General features: G+C 45.5%; 17 protein-coding genes and 1 pseudogene. 9 read left to right on the plus strand and 9 right to left on the minus strand.

From position 1 onward, the window contains the following. Window positions 1-6 precede the first annotated feature (6 nt). The gene (locus LEP1GSC052_RS04365; RefSeq protein WP_040913282.1) at window positions 7-915 is read left to right on the plus strand and encodes an early set domain-containing protein; all 909 of its coding nucleotides are present in this window, start codon (window positions 7-9) and stop codon (window positions 913-915) included. A 48-nt stretch (window positions 916-963) separates the two neighbouring features. Continuing rightward, window positions 964-1,719, plus strand: coding sequence for a hypothetical protein (locus tag LEP1GSC052_RS04370; RefSeq protein WP_010574604.1), 756 nt, complete (start codon window positions 964-966; stop codon window positions 1,717-1,719). Between the two features lie 147 nt (window positions 1,720-1,866). Here LEP1GSC052_RS04370 and trxB read toward each other — a convergent pair whose 3' ends face one another. Then, window positions 1,867-2,814 carry a thioredoxin-disulfide reductase gene (gene trxB, locus LEP1GSC052_RS04375; RefSeq protein ID WP_010574605.1) on the minus strand — a complete coding sequence of 316 codons (948 nt, stop codon included), beginning with the start codon at window positions 2,812-2,814 and terminating at the stop codon, window positions 1,867-1,869. Between the two features lie 195 nt (window positions 2,815-3,009). On the opposite strand from trxB, the gene LEP1GSC052_RS04380 reads away from it, so the two are divergent. Next, a complete protein-coding gene (locus LEP1GSC052_RS04380) occupies window positions 3,010-4,362 on the plus strand; it encodes an LA_2490 family SGNH/GDSL-type esterase (RefSeq protein WP_010574606.1) in 1,353 nt (450 codons plus the stop codon). Further along, entirely contained in the window at window positions 4,352-5,788 is a 1,437-nt protein-coding gene (locus tag LEP1GSC052_RS04385) for an MBOAT family O-acyltransferase (RefSeq protein WP_010574607.1), read from the plus strand. The genes LEP1GSC052_RS04380 and LEP1GSC052_RS04385 overlap by 11 nt, the downstream gene beginning before the upstream one ends. A 218-nt stretch (window positions 5,789-6,006) precedes the next feature. Here LEP1GSC052_RS04385 and LEP1GSC052_RS04390 read toward each other — a convergent pair whose 3' ends face one another. Further along, on the minus strand, window positions 6,007-7,029 hold the full coding sequence (locus LEP1GSC052_RS04390; protein ID WP_010574608.1) for an LA_2486 family SGNH/GDSL-type esterase: 1,023 nt from the start codon (window positions 7,027-7,029) through the stop codon (window positions 6,007-6,009). 11 nt (window positions 7,030-7,040) lie between these two features. Next, a pseudogene (locus tag LEP1GSC052_RS04395) lies at window positions 7,041-7,653 on the minus strand (tetratricopeptide repeat protein); the annotation flags it as partial. 97 nt (window positions 7,654-7,750) lie between these two features. Between LEP1GSC052_RS04395 and xerD the strand changes: the two are divergent. The 4 genes from xerD (at window position 7,751) to LEP1GSC052_RS04415 (ending at window position 9,899) form a co-directional block, all read left to right on the plus strand. Continuing rightward, a complete protein-coding gene (gene xerD, locus LEP1GSC052_RS04400) occupies window positions 7,751-8,647 on the plus strand; it encodes a site-specific tyrosine recombinase XerD (protein WP_010574610.1) in 897 nt (298 codons plus the stop codon). A 166-nt stretch (window positions 8,648-8,813) separates the two neighbouring features. Beyond that, window positions 8,814-9,242 carry an ATP-binding protein gene (locus LEP1GSC052_RS04405; protein ID WP_020986288.1) on the plus strand — a complete coding sequence of 143 codons (429 nt, stop codon included), beginning with the start codon at window positions 8,814-8,816 and terminating at the stop codon, window positions 9,240-9,242. Further along, entirely contained in the window at window positions 9,239-9,661 is a 423-nt protein-coding gene (locus LEP1GSC052_RS04410) for an LA_2478/LA_2722/LA_4182 family protein (protein ID WP_010574613.1), read from the plus strand. The genes LEP1GSC052_RS04405 and LEP1GSC052_RS04410 overlap by 4 nt, the downstream gene beginning before the upstream one ends. Window positions 9,662-9,698: 37 nt before the next feature. Then, entirely contained in the window at window positions 9,699-9,899 is a 201-nt protein-coding gene (locus LEP1GSC052_RS04415) for a hypothetical protein (protein WP_010574614.1), read from the plus strand. Between the two features lie 26 nt (window positions 9,900-9,925). On the opposite strand, the gene LEP1GSC052_RS04420 is transcribed toward LEP1GSC052_RS04415, so the two are convergent. Beyond that, a complete protein-coding gene (locus LEP1GSC052_RS04420) occupies window positions 9,926-10,492 on the minus strand; it encodes a hypothetical protein (RefSeq protein ID WP_156892102.1) in 567 nt (188 codons plus the stop codon). Window positions 10,493-10,580: 88 nt separating this feature from the next. Continuing rightward, entirely contained in the window at window positions 10,581-11,711 is a 1,131-nt protein-coding gene (locus LEP1GSC052_RS04425) for a citrate synthase/methylcitrate synthase (RefSeq protein ID WP_010574616.1), read from the minus strand. A gap of 73 nt (window positions 11,712-11,784) precedes the next feature. Between LEP1GSC052_RS04425 and LEP1GSC052_RS04430 the strand changes: the two genes are divergently transcribed. Next, a complete protein-coding gene (locus LEP1GSC052_RS04430; RefSeq protein ID WP_020986161.1) occupies window positions 11,785-13,086 on the plus strand; it encodes a citrate synthase family protein in 1,302 nt (433 codons plus the stop codon). Window positions 13,087-13,150: 64 nt separating this feature from the next. Here the strand turns inward: LEP1GSC052_RS04430 and LEP1GSC052_RS04435 are convergent, their stop codons facing one another. The 4 genes from LEP1GSC052_RS04435 to LEP1GSC052_RS04450 form a co-directional block, all read right to left on the minus strand. After that, entirely contained in the window at window positions 13,151-14,848 is a 1,698-nt protein-coding gene (locus LEP1GSC052_RS04435) for a DUF342 domain-containing protein (protein WP_010574619.1), read from the minus strand. A gap of 83 nt (window positions 14,849-14,931) precedes the next feature. Further along, window positions 14,932-15,687, minus strand: coding sequence for a sulfite exporter TauE/SafE family protein (locus LEP1GSC052_RS04440; protein ID WP_010574620.1), 756 nt, complete (start codon window positions 15,685-15,687; stop codon window positions 14,932-14,934). Next, window positions 15,677-15,874 (minus strand): cbb3-type cytochrome oxidase assembly protein CcoS, encoded by a 198-nt coding sequence (gene ccoS, locus LEP1GSC052_RS04445; RefSeq protein WP_010574621.1) that lies wholly within the window; start codon window positions 15,872-15,874, stop codon window positions 15,677-15,679. Before ccoS ends, LEP1GSC052_RS04440 begins: the two co-directional genes overlap by 11 nt. Next, window positions 15,871-18,312, minus strand: a complete 2,442-nt coding sequence (locus tag LEP1GSC052_RS04450) for a heavy metal translocating P-type ATPase (RefSeq protein WP_010574622.1) — start codon at window positions 18,310-18,312, stop codon at window positions 15,871-15,873. The genes ccoS and LEP1GSC052_RS04450 overlap by 4 nt, the downstream gene beginning before the upstream one ends.

The raw sequence follows: 18,312 nt of genomic DNA on the forward strand, positions 1-18,312 counted from the left end.
TGCCTTATGCTTTTTCGGAAAGTGATCGAACTTTTATTCAGAATGAAATCGATCCCTAAGACCAAAGTTTTATTAGCTCTTCTTTTAACGATCACCGTCGCCATCGGAGCCGACGATGCAGGAAATTGGATCGGGTCCTTTTCATCCGAAGATTACGAGGATTTTATAGAGCCGGTGGAGAAGGAGAAAATCTACTACTACTGGCAGATGGAAAAACTAAAACGCGCGGTCGCTCCGAGATACATTCGTTACATCGATTCCTCCTTGTCCTTGGAAACGGGGAGACTTTTGAACCGAGGAATTCTTTTCACCTTTGAAGGAATCGAAAACGAGGACGTTTCCGTCTGCGGAAATTTTTCGCTTTGGAGATGTATTCCGCTGAAGAAAAACGATCACGGAGTTTTTTACGCGGTCTACAATCCCGAAAGCAGGGACACGATTCGGGAAGAATTGAAAATCCTCGAATATAAGTTTCGAGTCGACGGACTTTTCACGCACGACCCGTCTAACCCCGATTCGGTGGAGGACGGGGACGGTTCCTTGGTTTCGAGATTGATTGCGGTTCCTTCCGGTTCGGATAAACTCGTAACGACTCGCATCTTGGAAGATTCTCCCTATGAAGAATTGGAATATAGAACCGTCGAGTTTCGGATCTATGCTCCCGACGCGGAGATGATTACGCTCGTGGGAGATTTCAATCATTGGGATCCCGAGGAAGACGTTTTGAAAAAGGAGAAGGACGTTTTCACTCTCATCAAAAAGATGAAGCCGGGAACTTATCTTTATAATTTCGTTCGAGACGGAAAGATCATCCTGGATACGTTCAATCAGAACACGAGACTTCGGGAAGACACGGGGGAGATTTCTTCCTATCTTACGGTTCCCGAACGTTCTTACGCTTTAGAAACGAAATAAGGACCTTTTTTTCATTGACCTGGTCTTTTCCCGGGCTTTTGTCTACTCATGGAAAAAATCCGATTGGGAGTCTACGCGTTCGGGATCATCGTCGTCGGGATTCTCGTCTTTACTCTTTCCAAAAGTTGGTTCATTTTAGATCGAGGTGTGGAACTCGTCGAACCCGGCTCTTCCAAGGAAGAACCTTTGACGCCCGCGGATCGAAGCGGGGATCTGCTGAATCATTCCGTCGTTTTGTGGGAACGTTATCTTTTTTATCCGTTTGAACTTTCCAGAGAAACCGTCGCGGGTCACAGAAAAACTTTGAACCACGCGAGAAATCTTACCGTCATCGATTTGGAATCCGGAAATCCGCGGAAACTTTTCAACCGAAACGTTTACATCTGGGATTATTTCACCGGAACCGAAAAGGAAAAAGAGGTTTCCGCGGCGGAAGGAACGGAAGAATCCGAACTGGATTCCGTTTTGGCGTCGGGGATTTCCACGGGAAAGAATCTGATTTTAATCGGAATGACCGAGGATACGAACAAGGACGGATTTCTAAATCAAAGAGACCGCAAACAGGTCTTCGTCTACAATCCGATCGGCGCTTCTCTTGTGGGAGTTCTTCCGAGAAAGTATTCTTTGGAAAAAATTCTTCCGTCTTCGGGCAAGGAAAGACTCGTAATGATCGTTTCCTTGGAAGAGGAAAAGGAAGAACCGAAAAAGAAAAAGCCGGTCGCGACAAGTCCGAAACTTCCGGAAATCACATTCTATATTTATGATATTCGAAACGGAAGAGGGATGCTTGTGGAACGTCCCTGACGTTCGGCGTTCTCTGAGTTTTCGCGTTCGTTTTATAATTTTGCCGGATTCCTCCGTATTTTTTATTTGCGAATTCGGTTTTTCGGACGAGAAAAAAGGGAACCTCTAAGGTTCCCTTTTTTATAAATTTAGAATATTCTAAAATTCTTATTCTTCTCTGGATTCGAGCCAGCGTTCCGCGTCGAGTGCGGCCATACAACCCGAACCCGCGGCTGAAACCGCTTGGCGATAGATCTTATCCTGAACGTCTCCGGCCGCAAAAACTCCCTCGATGCTCGTGCGAGTGGAACCCGGAACGGTTTTGATATAACCGCTTTCGTCCAGATCCAAAATTCCTTCGAAGATATCGGTGTTCGGTTTGTGACCGATCGCGTAAAAAAGACCGCCCACGGCGAGTTCTTTCTTTTGTCCGTTGACCGTGTCTTGCAAGGTCAAAGCCGTGAGATTTTTTCCGTCGCCTTTGGCTTCCTGCACTTGAGAATTCCAGATGATCTCGATCTTAGGATGTGTGGTCGCGCGTTTTTGCATGATCTTGGACGCGCGTAAAGAATCCCTTCTATGAACGAGATAAACCTTGGAAGCGAACTTAGTCAGGTGAGAGGCTTCTTCCACTGCGGAATCTCCTCCGCCTACGACTACGAGTTCTTTGTTTCTATAAATCGGTAAGGCCCCGTCGCAGACCGCACAAGCCGAAATTCCTCTTTGCCAATACGTATCTTCTCCGTTGACGTGCATTCTTTTTGCGGTCGCTCCGGTCGCGATGATTACGGCTTCGGCTTCGATGAGTTCGTCGTCTGACCAAAGTTTAAACGGTCTGGAAGTAAAATCCACTTTGGTGATCGTTTGTGTGTGGATGGTGGTTCCGTATTTTACGGATTGTTCACGGAAGAGTTGGGTCAACTTGGTTCCGTCGATTCCTTCCGGGAAACCGGGAAAGTTTTCGACCTCGGTAGTTGTCGTGAGTTGACCGCCTGCGGCGATTCCCCCCGCCATAAAACCTTCGTACATCACCGGGTTTAAGTTCGCTCTCGCCGCGTAGATCGCAGCCGTATGTCCGGCGGGTCCGGATCCTATGATGACAATTTTGTGGGCCATTGTTTCCTCGAATTAGAATGATTCTAAACTTGATCTATTTTTAGACTCTCAGGTTGTAAAGTAGATCCTTTTTTTTGCGGACGAATTTTGAAAGTTTTTCTTGGGTTGTCCGGGTTTTCAGGTTCGATCGCCTGCGGGTTTGTAGGGAGAATTCGCTTGCCAGGCAAGGCTTGTATTCCAATCTTTCCTCTATCCATGAAAGGATTCTTCTCCCGGGCAGGGCGAGCCCTCGCATTCTTCATTCTCGTTTTTATCGGAACGGAAATTCTTCTCAACATCCTGAAAGCACCTTCTCTTCAATTTTATAGGGACCAGAAGATTCTCCATAGATACAACCCGGTCTACTACGTGGACTTGGCTCCCAACGAAGACATTTATATCCGCCATTTCGCCGGAAAATGGGAAGGTCGATTCAGAACCAATTCTCTTGGAATGAGAGGACTCGAAGAAGCCGATCCTGAAAAACCGAAAATCGCCTGTCTTGGAGACAGTCTTGTGATGGGGTTCGGAGTTTCCGACGAGGACACGTTCTGTCATCAGTTAAACGGAATCGAACTCAAGGGCGGACCGAGACAGGCGATGAACCTCGCAGTGGACGCCTACGGCTCGTTAGGCGCCGTTCGAAGATTGAAGGACATGGCGCCCAAACTCAAAAATCTGAAAGAGGTTCTTTTTTTCGTTTCGGGAAACGACTTTACGATCCCCGACGAATTGAGAGCGAAGGGAATGCTTTCGGATGACGAGGTCGACGAGATCCGCAGTCAGGATCCGAATTTCAATCGAAACTTTAGAATTCAATTCGAACTTTCCAGAGCGTCCTATACGCTTCAGGCTTTGAAACTCGCCTTCGAACAGCTCAAGGTTCAATACGCGTTTACCGCGTTTAAATTGAAATCGGAATGGAATTCCACCGGACTTTCCGCGAGTTCGAGCGCGGATCAGACTCCCGCCAAGTATATGAAGGATTCCTTTTTTAGAAAACCGGAAGCGAAGTGCGATCCTTCCACTCAGACCGGTTCAAACACATTCGAAAAAAAGAATGTAGTTTTGACTCCGAATCCGGATCGGATGTCCCAAGAAGAATACAAAAAGAATTTTTGTCCCGAGCCGATCCCGGATTATTTTTCCTGCGTGGATCGGGAGCCGAGTCTTTCCTCACTCGAACCTTTGCCCCAGATTACACAAAACGCATACAATGAAATGGTGGAATACTCCAAGGCAAACGGAATCCGTTTGATCGTCGTTTTGATGCCGATCCAAGTCGAAGAGATATTTTGCAGAAACCGGGGGCTTTATCATCCTCTGGAGAATTACGCGCTCCGCGCCGGAGCCTATTTCGAAAAGAAGGGAGTTCCCGTTTTAAGACTCAGAAAAGAAACCGGCGAAATGTGCGGGGAAGTTTTGGAAACGCAGAAGGGCAAAAAGTTTTCGGGGATTCGGGATTATTTCATTCCGGAAGACGGACATTTGACGGTTCCGGGAAACCGTTGGGCAAAACGTTCCGTGGAAAAACAGCTCAAGGAATTGGAAAAGAAGAATGCTCTTTAATTCGGTTCAATATCTCATATTCGCTCCCGTAGTTATCCTGATTTATTTTTGGCTTCCCGCTCGATTTCAAAGACTTTGGCTTTTGGTCGCGAGTTTATACTTTTACGCGATCTTTAAGATTCCTTTTATTCTTCTGTTGATCTATTCGATCGTTTTGACGTTCTACGCGGTCAAGGGGATGGAAGCGGCACATTCAAAATTTGTAAAATTATTCTTTTTGAATATTGCGGTTTGGGGAAATCTCCTTCTTCTTTACGTGTTCAAATACATGGATTTTTCGATCCATGCTTGGAATATTTTTACTAATTCGCAACCTTGCGATCCGGCTTACGTTTCTTTGACGGGGGCGTTGCTTCCGATGGGAATTTCGTTTTTTACTTTGCAGGCGATTTCCTACGCGGTCGACGTTTATAGGGGAACCGTTCCTCAGGCGAAGAGTCTTTTTCAGTTCGGTTTATTCTTATCCTTTTTTCCTCAGTTGGTCGCGGGCCCGATCATCCGTGCACAGGATATGCTTCATCAGTTTCTGGAGAATTATACTTATAAAAAAGAGAATCTTCTTCCCGGAATCAGACAACTCGCTTGGGGACTTTTTAAAAAGACGTTCGTGGCCGATCCGATCTCGTTGACGGTCGATCCGGTTTTTGCCAATCCCGGAGCTTACGATTCTCTTTCGTTGCTCGTTACTTCGTTTTTATTTTCCTTTCAGATCTATTGCGACTTTTCGGGTTACTCGGACGTGGCGATCGGCACGGGAAGAATTATGGGTTATTCGATTCCGGAAAACTTTACGAGACCGTTTTTGTCCCAGACCGTGACTGAGTTTTGGAGAAGATGGCATATCTCATTTTCTTCTTGGCTTCGGGACTACATCTACATCTCGTTAGGCGGGAATCGGGTCAGCATTCTTCGCGCTTACTTTAACGTGTTCATCACGACCTTTGTGAGCGGGCTTTGGCACGGAGCGGATTGGAACTTCATTATCTGGGGAGCTTGCCACGCATCCGTGATGGTATTTGAACGGTTTATCTTTTCGTTTTCGATTTTAAAACGGGGATGGGATAAAATTCCGGAATGGATCAAATACGTTTATCCGTTTTTCGTATTTTCGTTTTCGATGTTTTTCTTTCGGGCCAAACCTTCTCCCGAATACGGCTACGATACGAGCTTGGAACTCGCGTTCGCGATTGTTAAGCGAAGTTTCTCTTTTGAAAGCGGTCAGACGTTGCAGGTTCCGTTTACCGTTTTATTCGCGGTGATCGTTTTGTTCGGCGCGGATTTTCTTCAGGAAAAAAGACAGACTTGGATGGAGAATCTTCAGGACAAACCTTGGATCGTTTATCCTTTGGCGGGAATGATGGTGCTCGTCGGATTCATTCTTTACAGCGTGACGGTCAGTCAGCCCTTTCTTTATTTTCAGTTCTAATTTGGAATTTTAGGAAATTCTAAATTAGGAACGCATGTTATGATTTGTTTTGTTCCGACAGGATTCGAGAATTTGGATTGAAATTTGGGGGAATTTCCGGTAGAGAGGATTTTGCCGTGATTTTCTTCCCACCTCCACACCCCACCACCCTAAACGCGGGTGGGGCCCGTTTCGTTTCACGGAAGAATTGTCGGAATTACGACAACATTCTACACCAACTATCTCGAAATTCTTTCCAAAATCCGATTTGCAATGAGCCGAGCCGAAACCGCGTTCGGATGACCGTCGTTCTGAAGATAAAAATCCGTTTTGTTCCGTTTGTATTCGTCCAAAAAATCGGGTCTCGTATCCAAAACGGGAATTCCGTTTTGTTTTGAGATCGCTTCGACCTTATCCAAAAGAGGCGTCGAAGGAAGAGGGGTCAAGGAATGAGTTCCGTTCGGATACAACACGACCGTCAAAGGAATATTCATTTTTTTGCAAGTATCAAAAAAGACTTTCATTTCCTTGAAAGAAGGATGATCGTTTGGATGATCGTCCAACGTTTCGGGAATCACTTCGGGACCGTTCTCCCTAAGTTTTTCGAGCCTTCTGTTTTCGCTTCTGATTTTGGAATAGTTATAAAGCGCGCTGTATCTGGATAAAAAAACGGAACCGCGGAAGAGCCAACGACCGCTTAAGGAATTTCTTAAATAGAATTCCCGATGAACGTCCTGCAGATCGGAAGGATGATAGATCCAAAAAACGGCCTTCGGCAAAACACAATCCTTTTTTAAGGAATCCTTACAAAGTAAGGCTCTTTCCATTCTTCTTTGAATCCCTCCGGTGCCGAGAGAATCCACTCCTAAATTTCGAACCTGAATCCCGTTCGGCCTAAGCGCTTCTTGGAGTTTCCACGCGATCGTGTCTTCATCATTCTGTCCGAAACCGTAAGCGATCGAATCTCCCATCAACCAAACTTCCGGTTTGGAACCGGGAATCGTTTTTTCTTCGGAGACGATTCTTTCCGCGCGTTCGTCCACTCTCACTCGAAACGTAAATCCGGCGGGATGGGGAAGAATTGTATCCGAATCGGGACAAAGCATGATCTCGGGAATTTCCCGTTCCTCGATGCAGTGAACCTGTTTGTCCCTGAGTCTATAGATCAAACCTACGGGCGGAAAAATTCTCAAGGCAACTTCGCCTAACAAGAGTAAGGCGATCGCGCTCAAAATTATTTTTAGATATGGAATCGATTTCATGAAGCGGGGGAAGCGTAAACCGAAAGTTCACATTTCAAAAACATACGTCTTGCGGGAGGCAATAGGGCGGGAATCGGACTCGCTTTGATTCGATTGAACTCGGAAACGTTTTTCTTTTTATCCAAAAGACAATCCTTTAGAAAAAGCGCGTAACTTTCCATATCCTTTTCCTTGGATTTGGAGAATTTTTCCAGGATTCGTTTCGTTTTATCCCTGTCTTTTTCTTGTAAATGAATTTCAAGAAGATAGAGTAATAGGAAAGAATCTCCGGGGGCCGCGAGTTCCGCGCGTTCGAGGTAAAAGGCCGCGGAGTTGAGAGCAAGACCGCTGTCCGCGAGAATCATTCCCAAGGTGCGATTCGCTTCCAAATGCGTGGGATTCTTTTTGAGAACCATCTCATACAGACGCATCGCCTCGGCGGTATTTCCTCTGGAAAGAGAATCTCTCGCGTCCCAGATCATTTCCTCGTTGGAGGAACAGGAAAAGAAAAAAATAAGAAGCAAAAAAGAGGAAGAAACGTATCGGATATTTAGTCTCATAAATACAGAAGTTTTTACTCTCATCGTTAGAAAAAAAAGAAAACTTAGACCTTCTTTGTCCGGGGTTTCGATTAGAATTTTCCAATAAACCCTTTAGGCAACATAAAAAAGTTTAATTCTCCTGAGAGGAAACGTCCGAAGGATTTAGTACTTGTTAAACATTTCAGACGGGACTAAAAACAGTGACATCTTCACATAACAACCTACTTCAAAATTTCCAGGAATATCTCTCCGTAGAAAAGGGATTAAGCGACAATTCGATTTACTCCTACGGATACGATTTGAACAAGTTTAAGAACTTTCTGGAAAAGGAACATATCGATTTCCTAGAAGTTCAGGCGAACGATATCATGCGTTTTTTGAACGAGGAAAAGGATCGAAAGATCAGTTCCAAGACGATCGCCCGCGAAGTCGTCGCCATCCGCCAGTTTTACAAGTTTCTCAAGGACGAGAAAAAACTCGATACCAACCCGACCGAAAAAATCGAAACGCCCGAGGTGATGCGGAGTATTCCGGATTATCTGACTCAGGATGAAATCGAGGAATTGTTCGCAAGCATCAAAGAGGACAATCTCTACGAACTCAGAGACAAGTGCATTTTCGAATTGTTGTATTCTTCCGGTCTTAGAATTTCGGAAGCCTGCAATCTTCGATTGAGCGATATGGATCTCGAAGGAATGACTCTCACCGTGGAAGGAAAGGGCGGACGTCAAAGACTGGTTCCTTTCGGCGAAAAATCCTTGGACATTCTCAATCGTTATCTAAAACAAAGTCGTCCTTTCATTCTCAAGGCGAGAAATTGCGAATACCTTTTCGTTTCCAAAAAAGGTTCCTATATCAACCGCAAATCCGTTTGGAGACTTCTCAATCATTATATCAAAAGAACTTCCATCGCGAAAAAAGTGACTCCTCACACGCTCCGACATTCCTTTGCGACTCACTTGTTGGAAAATCACGCGGACCTCAAATCGGTTCAGGAACTTTTGGGTCATATCGATATTTCCACGACTCAGATTTATACGCACATGGCCAATAAGACCCTGAAGGAAGTTCATAAGAAATTTCATCCGAGAGGATGATCTTCCTTTTTGAAAAAGGAGAATCCTTCCGAAATTTTTTTCCAAAGGTTTCGGACTCGAACTCGTTCTTGTTCGGCGCCGCGGATCCAAAAGAATTTCGGGAGATTTTTTTCTTTTTGTGATCGCGGTTCGGCGGACCGATTGGAAAAATTGAATCAAACTCGAAATGGATTCCGGCAAAAAGAAAAACTTTGAAAATCTGTTTCGACTGCAGATCCCATCTCATCCCCGTTATCTTTCCATCATTCGAAGTCTTGTTTATAATTTAGCTTTTGAGAACGGATTCACCACGAGCGATTCCGCCGATCTCAAACTCGCGGTCGGCGAGTGTCTTTTGAACGTCATCAAACATTCCTACGGCGGTAAAAAAAATTTACCGATTTTCGTGGAAATCAACCTTTTCGACAATCGAATGGAAATTAGGATTCGCGATTTCGGAAGTCAGAAAAATCTTTCCGAAATCAGAGGATATGAACCCAATGATTATCGGGAGGAAGGAATCGGTCTTTATCTCGTGAAAAAACTCACGGATCATTTTTATCTTGATCAATCCCTGCCGGAAGGGAACAGACTGATTCTTACGAAATTGAAATGAGTAAAACATCCGCTCGTCCTGATCGATCGTCCGTCTTCGCGATCGTTTTTATTTTCGTTTTGTTTTCCATTCTTACCTGCAGAAAAGGACCTTCCGTATCCAGGGAAGAAGTTCAGAAACTAAGTAAGGATTATTTCACCCGTCTTTGTACAAAAACCGCGGAGTGCGCGAGCCGTTATCTCGAAACCTTGCCCGCTTCCGAAAAACCTTCCGAGAATGCGGCTTATTCAGTGGACCAATGTATGGAAGAACAAAAGGATCAGAATATTCTTCCCGACGAATACGAAAAGGTGACCGACGCGCAGATCGCGAAGGTCAAGGTTTGTATGGAGGATCTTTTAAAGGTTCCTTGCGAGGAGATGGAAGGGGGAGGAATTCCTTCCTGTCAGGAATTGTTCCAGTCTTCCAAAGACGAATGAGAATATTCTAAAATACTCATATCTTTTCGAGGTAGTTATGTACGAAACGAATATAGAACTTCTCGGGCAGCTGATCCAAGAAAAGAGAAAGCCGTATGCGATTCTTTCCTTAATCCAGGATACGGTCGATTCCATGCGAACCGACGTGGAAGAAGTTTCCGTTTCCGAAAAGTTTTACGAAGCTTGTCAAAAAATTTCGGAAGCCTTGATTCAGATCGATTCCGAAATCCCGGAATAAAACTTTTCGTTTTTTGATCTTTAATCTTAAACCCGTTTTGTCTTTTGGCGCTCGTTTACGATCCAGAACGGAAGCGTGACCAAAATCAAAACGATGAATAAAAAGACGTCGTACATGTGCGCTCTCAATTCCGGTTCCGTCCGTAAAATTCTTGTTATCAAAAACATCAAAAAGAATGTCCAGAGATAGAGAAAGTAGGCGCGGCTGGAAAATCGGTCGCGTTTCGTTTTTTCCGCAACGAGCGACGGTTCGAAAAAGGGAGCGATAAAGATGATCGCATACGTGATCATTCCCAAAATCAAACGCGAAAAAACGGGAGTTTTTCCGGAAACATAAAGATAACAAAAAACGAAGATCAGATGGATTCCGTGAACGATCGCAAACGCGGAAAAGGGGCGTTTGGAAAGAATTTTTCCGATTCCGTTCTCGTTGGAAAAAACCATCCAAATCAAAAAGGTCAACAGAGAATACCGTCCGGACGTACGGGTCAGGATCTGAAGTCCTTGTTCCGTAAATCCGAACATCGAAAACGAAACGATTGCGATTCCCGTTTCGATCAATAATATATAGACGATCGCTTTGGTCAGTTTCATTTCGTTTAACAAAAATCCCTTTTCGATTTTTTGAAAGACGTTTTTGAACTCGCGCAAACGTTTTGCAAAAAACTTTTAGTCATCATTCTTAGATCCAATGTCTGTCCTCTGGTCCGATGTAAATCGCGTCCGGTCTTAGGATTCTTTCCTTCTTTTGTTCCAAACAATGGGCCATCCATCCCGCGGTCCGGCCGATCGCGAACACGGGCGTAAAAAGTTCCGTGGGCATTTGAAGGCCGTGTAGAAGTAGGGCCGTATAAAATTCCACGTTCGTATGGAGAACCCGATCCGGTTTAAATTCTTTTAATAAACGAAGCGCGATGTTTTCGACGATCATCGCAAGTTCGTAAAATTCTTTCAGCTCGGGTAGTTCGTACAGATTTTTCGCGGCTAAGGCCAACACATCCGCTCTCGGATCTCTGACCTTGTAGATTCTATGTCCGAATCCCATCAGCCTTTCTCCTCGTTCGAGTTTGTTTCTTAGATATTCTTCCGCGTTTTCCTTTTTACCGATTTCAAAAACCATATCGAGCGCGGGTCCGGGAGCGCCTCCGTGTAAAGGACCTTTGAGAGCGCCGACGGCGCCGGTCGCGGCGGAGATCAAATCGGATTGTGTGGATACGATCACTCTTGCGGTGAACGTGGATGCGTTGAGTCCGTGATCGGCCACGGTGTTCCAATAGGCGTTTAACGCTTTTTCTTTTTTAGGATCGGGATCGATTCCGAGCATGGATAAAAAGTTCGCGGCCTGATTGAGGTCGGCTCGAGGAAGAATCGGATTTAAACCTTGTTTGAGTCTGTGAACCCAAGCTACGATCAGAGGAAAACTCGCAACGACCGCATAACTTTCCTCTTCGGGAGAATTAAACGTTTCACCGAGTGAAAGGGAAGCCGCTCCGATTCTAAGACATTCTATGATGGAAGCTCCTTCTCGAACGGCCGCTTCCAAAATTTCTCTTTGCGTTTTTGAAAATCGACGAGCTTCGATCAAATTTCGTTCCATCCGCTCCGTTTCGTCCGAGTTGGGAAGTTTATCCTCCAGGAGCAGAAAGAAAGTTTCCTCGAAGCTGATTCTATTTGCGAACTCCTCGATCGGATAACCGGCTACGGTAAGTTTACCGTTTCTTCCGTCGACTTTCGAAATTCTCGTTTTTACCGCGGGAATTCCCTCGAGCCCCGGACTGTATTTGTTTTCTTCGAATACATTGATCGTGTTCATATTGATTTCCTTTTTCGATTATTAGTGTATAGTATTGACAAAAATGGATCAATATTGATTTTATAGTCAATGTATGAAATCCTCTTCTAAAAAACCGTTTTTATCCGCGTTGGAAGCAGCCCGCGAACTCAGCGTGGAGGTGGAAACGATCTACGCGTATGTCAGCCGGGGAATTCTTCATTCCGAACCGGGAGTGGGAAAGGACAGAAGCAAACGATACAGAAGGGAGGAAGTGGAACGTCTTCTTTTACAACGGGAGGAAAAATTACATCCGGGTAAAACCGCGCGCGCGGCTCTGACTTTCGGACAACCCGTTTTGGAATCTTCGATCACTCTGATCGAAAACGAACGATTGTATTACAGAGGAAAAAACGTTCTTGAGTTGGCGGAACATTTTAAGTTCGAATCGGTTTGCGATCTTCTCTGGGAATCCACGTCCGCGTTCGATTCTCCTTGGCCGAGTTGGAACGAGGCCTGTATCAAATCCTATCCGCATCTATACGATCGTCCTTTGATCGATCTCGGTAGAATTCTTTTAGGCATCGCCGAATACGAGGACGCTGGTTCGCTTTTAAAAAATCAGGAAGCCTTACAAAGAACCGCGACTAGGATCGTCCGTTTGTTGACCTTGTTCTCTTCCAAGTCGAAACGAGGAAGGGAATCGATCGCGGAAACGTTATGGTTTGCTTGGAAAGGATCTTCGGATTCTAAAAAGAACGAAAAGGTTCTCCTCGAACCGAAAAAAATTTCCAATTACACTTCCGAGGATAAAAAAGCGATTCGACTGATCGAAGCCGGTTTGATTCTTTCCGCGGATCACGAGTTGAACGCGTCTTCGTTTACGGCGCGTTGTGTGGCATCGACCGATGCGAGTTTGTATCAGGCCGTGATTGCGGGAATGGCCGCTCTTTCGGGAAGTAGACACGGACTTCTCACGGAAAAGACGATCGATCTTTTGGAAAGCGTTCACTCAAAAAAAAAGGAAAGCAAAGAAATTCTCACCGATCGTTTGCGAAGAGGGGAAAGAATTCCCGGCTTCGGTCATCCGTTTTACAAAAGCGGAGATCCGAGAGGAAAAAAATTGATGGAGTTGTGCGAAAACTTTTTTCCAAAGAATAAGGAATTTCTTTCCGCAAAAAATCTAATCGAGGAGGCGATTCTTCTTTTGGACGATTATCCCACCATCGACACGGGACTCGCCGTCGTTTGTAGAACCTTAAAGTTGCCGAAAGGGGCGGGGCTTGCGTTATTCGCCATTGGGAGAAGCGCGGGTTGGATCGCACATTCCATGGAACAATTCGGTTCGGAACAGTTGATTCGTCCGAGGGCGCGTTACGTGGGGCCTAAGTCCGATCGCGAATCGGAGTTAGGTTAGAATTTTACGAGGTTAAAATCGAATTGATTTCGCATAACGTTTGCGAAGAAGATCGCGAATTTTTTTATCCGTTGTCTTCTTGTAAAATGCCGAGGCGTTTCGGTCTTACCTTCGTGATCTGAGGGTTTCCGTCGTTTCCTAAAAATACGAAGGACGGTCCCGGAATTTCCTTCAAACGAACCTTGAAGTTTTTTCCCTTTCCCGGATAGATATCGACTCCGGGAAAAATTTCCTGTTCGACTTCCACATAAGAATCCTTGTCGGGTTCGAATCCCATAATCATCGACTGTTCCTGACCGAGAAGGTTGTTTAGAATTCCTGAATATTTCTGTTTGATCGCCGAAAGCTTGGGAAGACTTTCCTTTTCCTCGTTTGTGAGTTGTCTTCTCTGAGAATCCTCGTTCAGTTTTACGAGACTGAGTTCGACTTTTTTCAGGATGTCTTGGTTCTTTTGAACTTCGGATCTGAGTTTTTCCAAGTCTTCCAAAAGTTCGGGACGAATCCCCACCGAAACGGAGGTCTTTGTTTCGGCGATGGCGCCTAACTTGGTGCAGATGACGGACTTGCCCGCGACACAACTTCCTCCGATCAATTCTCCTCTTCCTCCTCGGATGACCACGGATTCGCCCGCAACGAGTTCGGAGTGCATGGACGCTTCTTCGATAAAGATCGTGTTTTTTGAAATCAATTTTCCCTGTTCCACGAACCTCGTATAAATGTCCGCGCCGGATTCGATCAGGCCGCCGTTTCTTCCCATAAAACCGCCGGATAACACCACGTCTCCGCCCGCTTTGAGAAACACTTTTCCCACCGATTTTTTTACGATGATCGATCCTTCGGTTTCCAACGTGAACCCGTCCGCGATCGAACCTTCCACGATGATGGTTCCGGGAAAACTGATATTGCCCGTTGAAAAATCGACGTTCTCCAGATGACAAACCTCGTCGACTCGGATTGTTCCTTGACGATCCAGAATCGGTCTTCCGCTGATTAAAGAATGAACGGTATTTCCGTCCGAAGAGAGTCTAACGTTGGCTCCGAGTTTCCATTCCGCTTCCTTGCCCGGATCGTAGGGAAGAATTTCTCCCATTACGTTTTTTCCCTCTTTGCCGGGAACGGGTGAAATTTTTTCCGCGAGTTTTTGATCCTTTGCGACACTTTGAATGATTTGAATATTCTTAAAGTCCACTCTTCCATACTCGTCTTCTTCCAGTTGCGGGGTCGCCGGATGAATGAATAAGATTCGAATGTCTCCATTCTTACCCGGAATCGGAGGAGCACCTTCCGCGATGAGAATTTTTTTTCCGTACTCAGGTTCTTCCGAAATACGATCTATGATTTCCTTATGAACGCCGAATTGAATTCCTCGAAGATGAATCGATTCCTGAATCTGTTCTGTGTTGAGAATTCTTCCTCCGTATTTGGGAGGATGAAAGATCAAAAACGCCTTCATTCGATCTTCCGGTATTTCGATTTCGATTCTCGAACTTTCGGGTTTGCCCGGCCATTTTCCGATGAGATGAGGAAGTCCGTCGGATTTGGATACGAGTTCTTTGACGACCGTGGGCGAGGTTTCGGTGATTTGAAAGAGTTCGATTCTTCTTAGAATTTCTTTGGGATCGACCGCCTTTCCTTTTTTGCCCGCGGGAAAAACGGAAAGATAAGCGAGGCCGTCTTCATTTTCGATTTTGAAGAATCCGTTCTCGTTTTCTTCCAGATCCTTTAAAAGGGAATCCGTGAAATTCTTGAGAGAGTCGCTCATCCGGGGTTTCAGTGTAGAAATCATTGTTCCTTTTTACAATCGAAATCTCCCGGAAAAACTTGAATGTTTGGAAAGATTTTTCGTCAGTGATGGTGAGAATGTTCCTCGCTTTGGGAAGAATTCCATTCTACTTTTTCGGAATTCGAAGGATGTTCGTGGTCTGCGTGATTGTGATTCATTCGAAAGAAGATCGTCGAAATTCCGATCAGGATCACCGCGATTCCTCCGAATCGGATCGCGTTCGATGGAAGTTTTAAAACGAGTTTTCTAAATCCGATTCCGAACAGAAAGAGCCCGGGAAAGGTTCCCAAAAAGAAAGAAGACATCACCAGAGAACCGGCTCCGACGTTTCCGGTTGCAAGCGCCAAACTGAACGCGGGATACAAAACCGCACAAGGCAAAAGTCCCGTGACCATTCCGAACGCGAGCGAAGCGCCGGAAAGATTTTTCCCTTGTTTGAGAGAGGTTACGAGCGAACCCGCAAATTTGTTAAGAATTTTTTGATAAAGTCCGGATCGTTCGGGACTCGCGTTTTGAAAAAGGCTCAGTCCGAAGATCACGATAAAAATCCCCGAAACGATCGCGGCAAACTCGTGAAGGGAAACGAGACTTCCCGCGAGATTGAGACCGGACCCGACGAACCCGAAGATGGCGCCTAACGTGGAATAGGAGAGAAATCTTCCAAGATTGTAGAATAGGTTCAGTCTGAATTTTCGATCCTCTCCCGCTAGGTTGAGAGTTCCCGCAAAGGGGCCGCACATTCCAAGACAATGAAGGGAACTCGTGATCCCGTGGATGAACGCGACCGAAATCGTCGTGAATATCAGTTCAGTTTGCATGAGAATCTCCTTTAGCTTGAATCCCTCGAACGGGCGGAGTTTTTTCCTCGTCGTCGTCGAACAACATCCTGTATTTCGGTCCTTCTATGTCCTCGTATTGCCCGGTCTTCAAAGACCAGAAAAATACAACAAGTGCGCCGAGCGCGATCAACATCGCCATCGGAATCGTAAGATACAAAGCGTTCATAGTTTGGTTCTCCATTGTAAAGAGATGGAATTCAGGACGACGGAAAGGGAACTCAAGGTCATAAACCCGGCGCAGATCACCGGAAGCATAAATCCGAACGCGGCCAAGGGGAGCATTACGGAATTGTAAGTTAAGGATATTAGAATGTTCTGAAATATAATCCTTCTTGTTTTTTGGGAGATCTGCACCGCGGAAACGAGTGAATCCAGCCGATTGGAAAGTAATACGAGATCGGATTTGTCTATGGAAAGATCGGATGCAATTCCCATGGAAACTCCGAGGTTCGCGGCGGCCAAACAAGCCGAATCGTTGATCCCGTCTCCGACCATCACGACGGTTTCTCCTTGGGATTGGGCCTTTTGGATCACTCTCAGTTTTTCTTCGGGTTTCAATTCGTATAAGGAATGTTGAATGTTGATTCGTCGTGCGAGAGTTTCCACGTTGGATTTGGAATCGCCGGAAAGAATTCCCAGAAATCGAATAACGGTTTTGAGTTTTTGGATCGTGGATTCCGCTTCGGGTCGCACCGTGTCTTCCAACGAAAAACTCGCGAGAATCTGTCCGTTCTTTCCGAGATGAATCTTTCCGTCCTGAGGGTTTTGTCCTTTGGTGACGAAGTTTCGGTTTCCGATCCGATAGGTAGATATTTCGTCTAACGCGGTAGCTTCGATTCCGTTTCCGGGGATTTCCTTCAATTCTTTCCAGGCGATCGGATCGGCTTGTTCTCCTAAGGAATCCAATTTTTTTTCGATTTCTTTTGTAAGACTGACCGCGAGAGGATGGGTCGAGCTTGATTCCATCGAAATTACAATCGAATAGAGTTTCGATTTGTCTTCGGGGTTTAAAAACCATTCTTCTTGGATCGATAGTTTTCCGAGGGTAAGCGTTCCTGTTTTATCGAAGTAGATCCGATCGGCGCGGCTTAAAATTTCCAGAGAATCCGGGTTCTTGACGAGAATTCCCTTAGAACCGTGCAGAAGATTGCTGACCACATACGCGGCGGGAACGGCGAGCCCGAGCGCGCAAGGGCAGGCTACGATTAAAACGCTGATCGTATTGAGAACAGCTTTTTCCCAATTCTCATAATAAAAACCGAATATACAAAAAGTTGCAAGCGCTATGACCAAAACCGCTTGGATAAAATATGTGGAAAATTTGTCCGTCGTTCTTTGGATTCCCGGTTTCGCTTGTAAAGACGTTTCGATCAAAGAGGAAATCCTCGACAAGGTGCTTTCTCTTGCGGTTGTGGTCGCCGTGAGGAGGACGTTCGAGCTCAAACAAAGAGAACCGGATAGGATCGTATCTCCGAATTTGTGCGTGACCGGTTTGGATTCTCCGGTAAGAAAGGATTCGTCGAAATATGCGATTTCCGATTTCAACATTCCGTCCACCGGAACCCTGTTTCCGTTTTTTAAAAGAATGGAATCCTCTTTTCGAATTTTACTCGGTGAAACGGAAGTTTCGGTTCCGTTTTGGATCACCGTGTATTCTTCGGGAAGTGTGGATAAAAGTTCTCCGATTTTTCTTCCTGCCTTCAGTCGAATCGCGGATTCCAAAAATTTTCCGATCAGAATGAAGAAGTAAATCGTACAGACCGAGTCGAAGTAAACTTCTCCCTTGTCGCTTAACGTTACGTAGACGCTGTAGAAGTAGGCGAGGGAAACTCCCGAAAAAAGCAACGTGTCCATGGACAAGATTCTTCTTTTGACGGATTCGATCGCTCCTTTGTAAAACGGATAACCGGAATAGAGATAAACGGGAGTCGCGAAGATCCAAGAAACGTAATGAAACAGACGTTTGAATTCCATTTCGATTCCCGTGAAATACCCCGCGTAAAGACCGATGCTGAAAAGCATGATGTTTCCCCAAGAAAAACCCGCGAGGGCCATTCGTAAAAAAAGATCTTTGGAAAAAAGGCCGACCTTCGTTTCCGCTTTTAAGGGAGAATATAGAGACGGTTCGTAACCGATTTGACGGATGATCGCAAAGATCCGGTTGAGATCGATTCGATTTCTGTCGTAGACGAGTTTCATTCTTCCCGTCGCGAAGTTAATTCTCGTTTCGAGAACGCCTTCCTGTTCGGAAAGAACCTTTTCGTTTAACCACACGCAGGCGGAACAATGAATCTTGCCGATGGTGATCGAGGTTTCGCAAATTCCGTTTTCTTTTCGGATTACGTATTCCTCATAGACCGATTCCGTTTCGAGATCCTCTCTTTCGAGTTTGTTTCCGGAAACCGGCTCCAGAGTTTCGGAGCCTCTTAGATCGTAAAAACGAGTCAGTCCGTTTTCCACGAGCAAGGTCGCGAGTGATCTGCAACCGGAACAGCAGAACGTTTCCCGATTTCCCCTCAATTCTCCGTAAATGATTTCCTTTTCGGAGCGGATGGGTGTGTTGCAGTGATAACAACGAGCCTCGATTTTCGTAAGAGTTTGCAT

This window comes from Leptospira kmetyi serovar Malaysia str. Bejo-Iso9 (assembly GCF_000243735.2).
In the GTDB taxonomy this organism is placed as follows: Bacteria; Spirochaetota; Leptospiria; order Leptospirales; family Leptospiraceae; genus Leptospira; species Leptospira kmetyi.

Excerpts from the sequence above, each read along its gene's own strand:
- LEP1GSC052_RS04365 (WP_040913282.1), top strand. The coding sequence starts at position 7 with ATGCTTTTTCGGAAAGTGATCGAACTTTTATTCAGAATGAAATCGATC.
- LEP1GSC052_RS04370 (WP_010574604.1), top strand. The coding sequence starts at position 964 with ATGGAAAAAATCCGATTGGGAGTCTACGCGTTCGGGATCATCGTCGTC.
- trxB (WP_010574605.1), bottom strand. The coding sequence starts at position 2,814 with ATGGCCCACAAAATTGTCATCATAGGATCCGGACCCGCCGGACATACG.
- LEP1GSC052_RS04380 (WP_010574606.1), top strand. The coding sequence starts at position 3,010 with ATGAAAGGATTCTTCTCCCGGGCAGGGCGAGCCCTCGCATTCTTCATT.
- LEP1GSC052_RS04385 (WP_010574607.1), top strand. The coding sequence starts at position 4,352 with ATGCTCTTTAATTCGGTTCAATATCTCATATTCGCTCCCGTAGTTATC.
- LEP1GSC052_RS04390 (WP_010574608.1), bottom strand. The coding sequence starts at position 7,029 with ATGAAATCGATTCCATATCTAAAAATAATTTTGAGCGCGATCGCCTTA.
- LEP1GSC052_RS04405 (WP_020986288.1), top strand. The coding sequence starts at position 8,814 with ATGGATTCCGGCAAAAAGAAAAACTTTGAAAATCTGTTTCGACTGCAG.
- LEP1GSC052_RS04410 (WP_010574613.1), top strand. The coding sequence starts at position 9,239 with ATGAGTAAAACATCCGCTCGTCCTGATCGATCGTCCGTCTTCGCGATC.
- LEP1GSC052_RS04415 (WP_010574614.1), top strand. The coding sequence starts at position 9,699 with ATGTACGAAACGAATATAGAACTTCTCGGGCAGCTGATCCAAGAAAAG.
- LEP1GSC052_RS04420 (WP_156892102.1), bottom strand. The coding sequence starts at position 10,492 with ATGAAACTGACCAAAGCGATCGTCTATATATTATTGATCGAAACGGGA.
- LEP1GSC052_RS04425 (WP_010574616.1), bottom strand. The coding sequence starts at position 11,711 with ATGAACACGATCAATGTATTCGAAGAAAACAAATACAGTCCGGGGCTC.
- LEP1GSC052_RS04430 (WP_020986161.1), top strand. The coding sequence starts at position 11,785 with ATGAAATCCTCTTCTAAAAAACCGTTTTTATCCGCGTTGGAAGCAGCC.
- LEP1GSC052_RS04435 (WP_010574619.1), bottom strand. The coding sequence starts at position 14,848 with ATGAGCGACTCTCTCAAGAATTTCACGGATTCCCTTTTAAAGGATCTG.
- LEP1GSC052_RS04440 (WP_010574620.1), bottom strand. The coding sequence starts at position 15,687 with ATGCAAACTGAACTGATATTCACGACGATTTCGGTCGCGTTCATCCAC.
- ccoS (WP_010574621.1), bottom strand. The coding sequence starts at position 15,874 with ATGAACGCTTTGTATCTTACGATTCCGATGGCGATGTTGATCGCGCTC.
- LEP1GSC052_RS04450 (WP_010574622.1), bottom strand. The coding sequence starts at position 18,312 with ATGCAAACTCTTACGAAAATCGAGGCTCGTTGTTATCACTGCAACACA.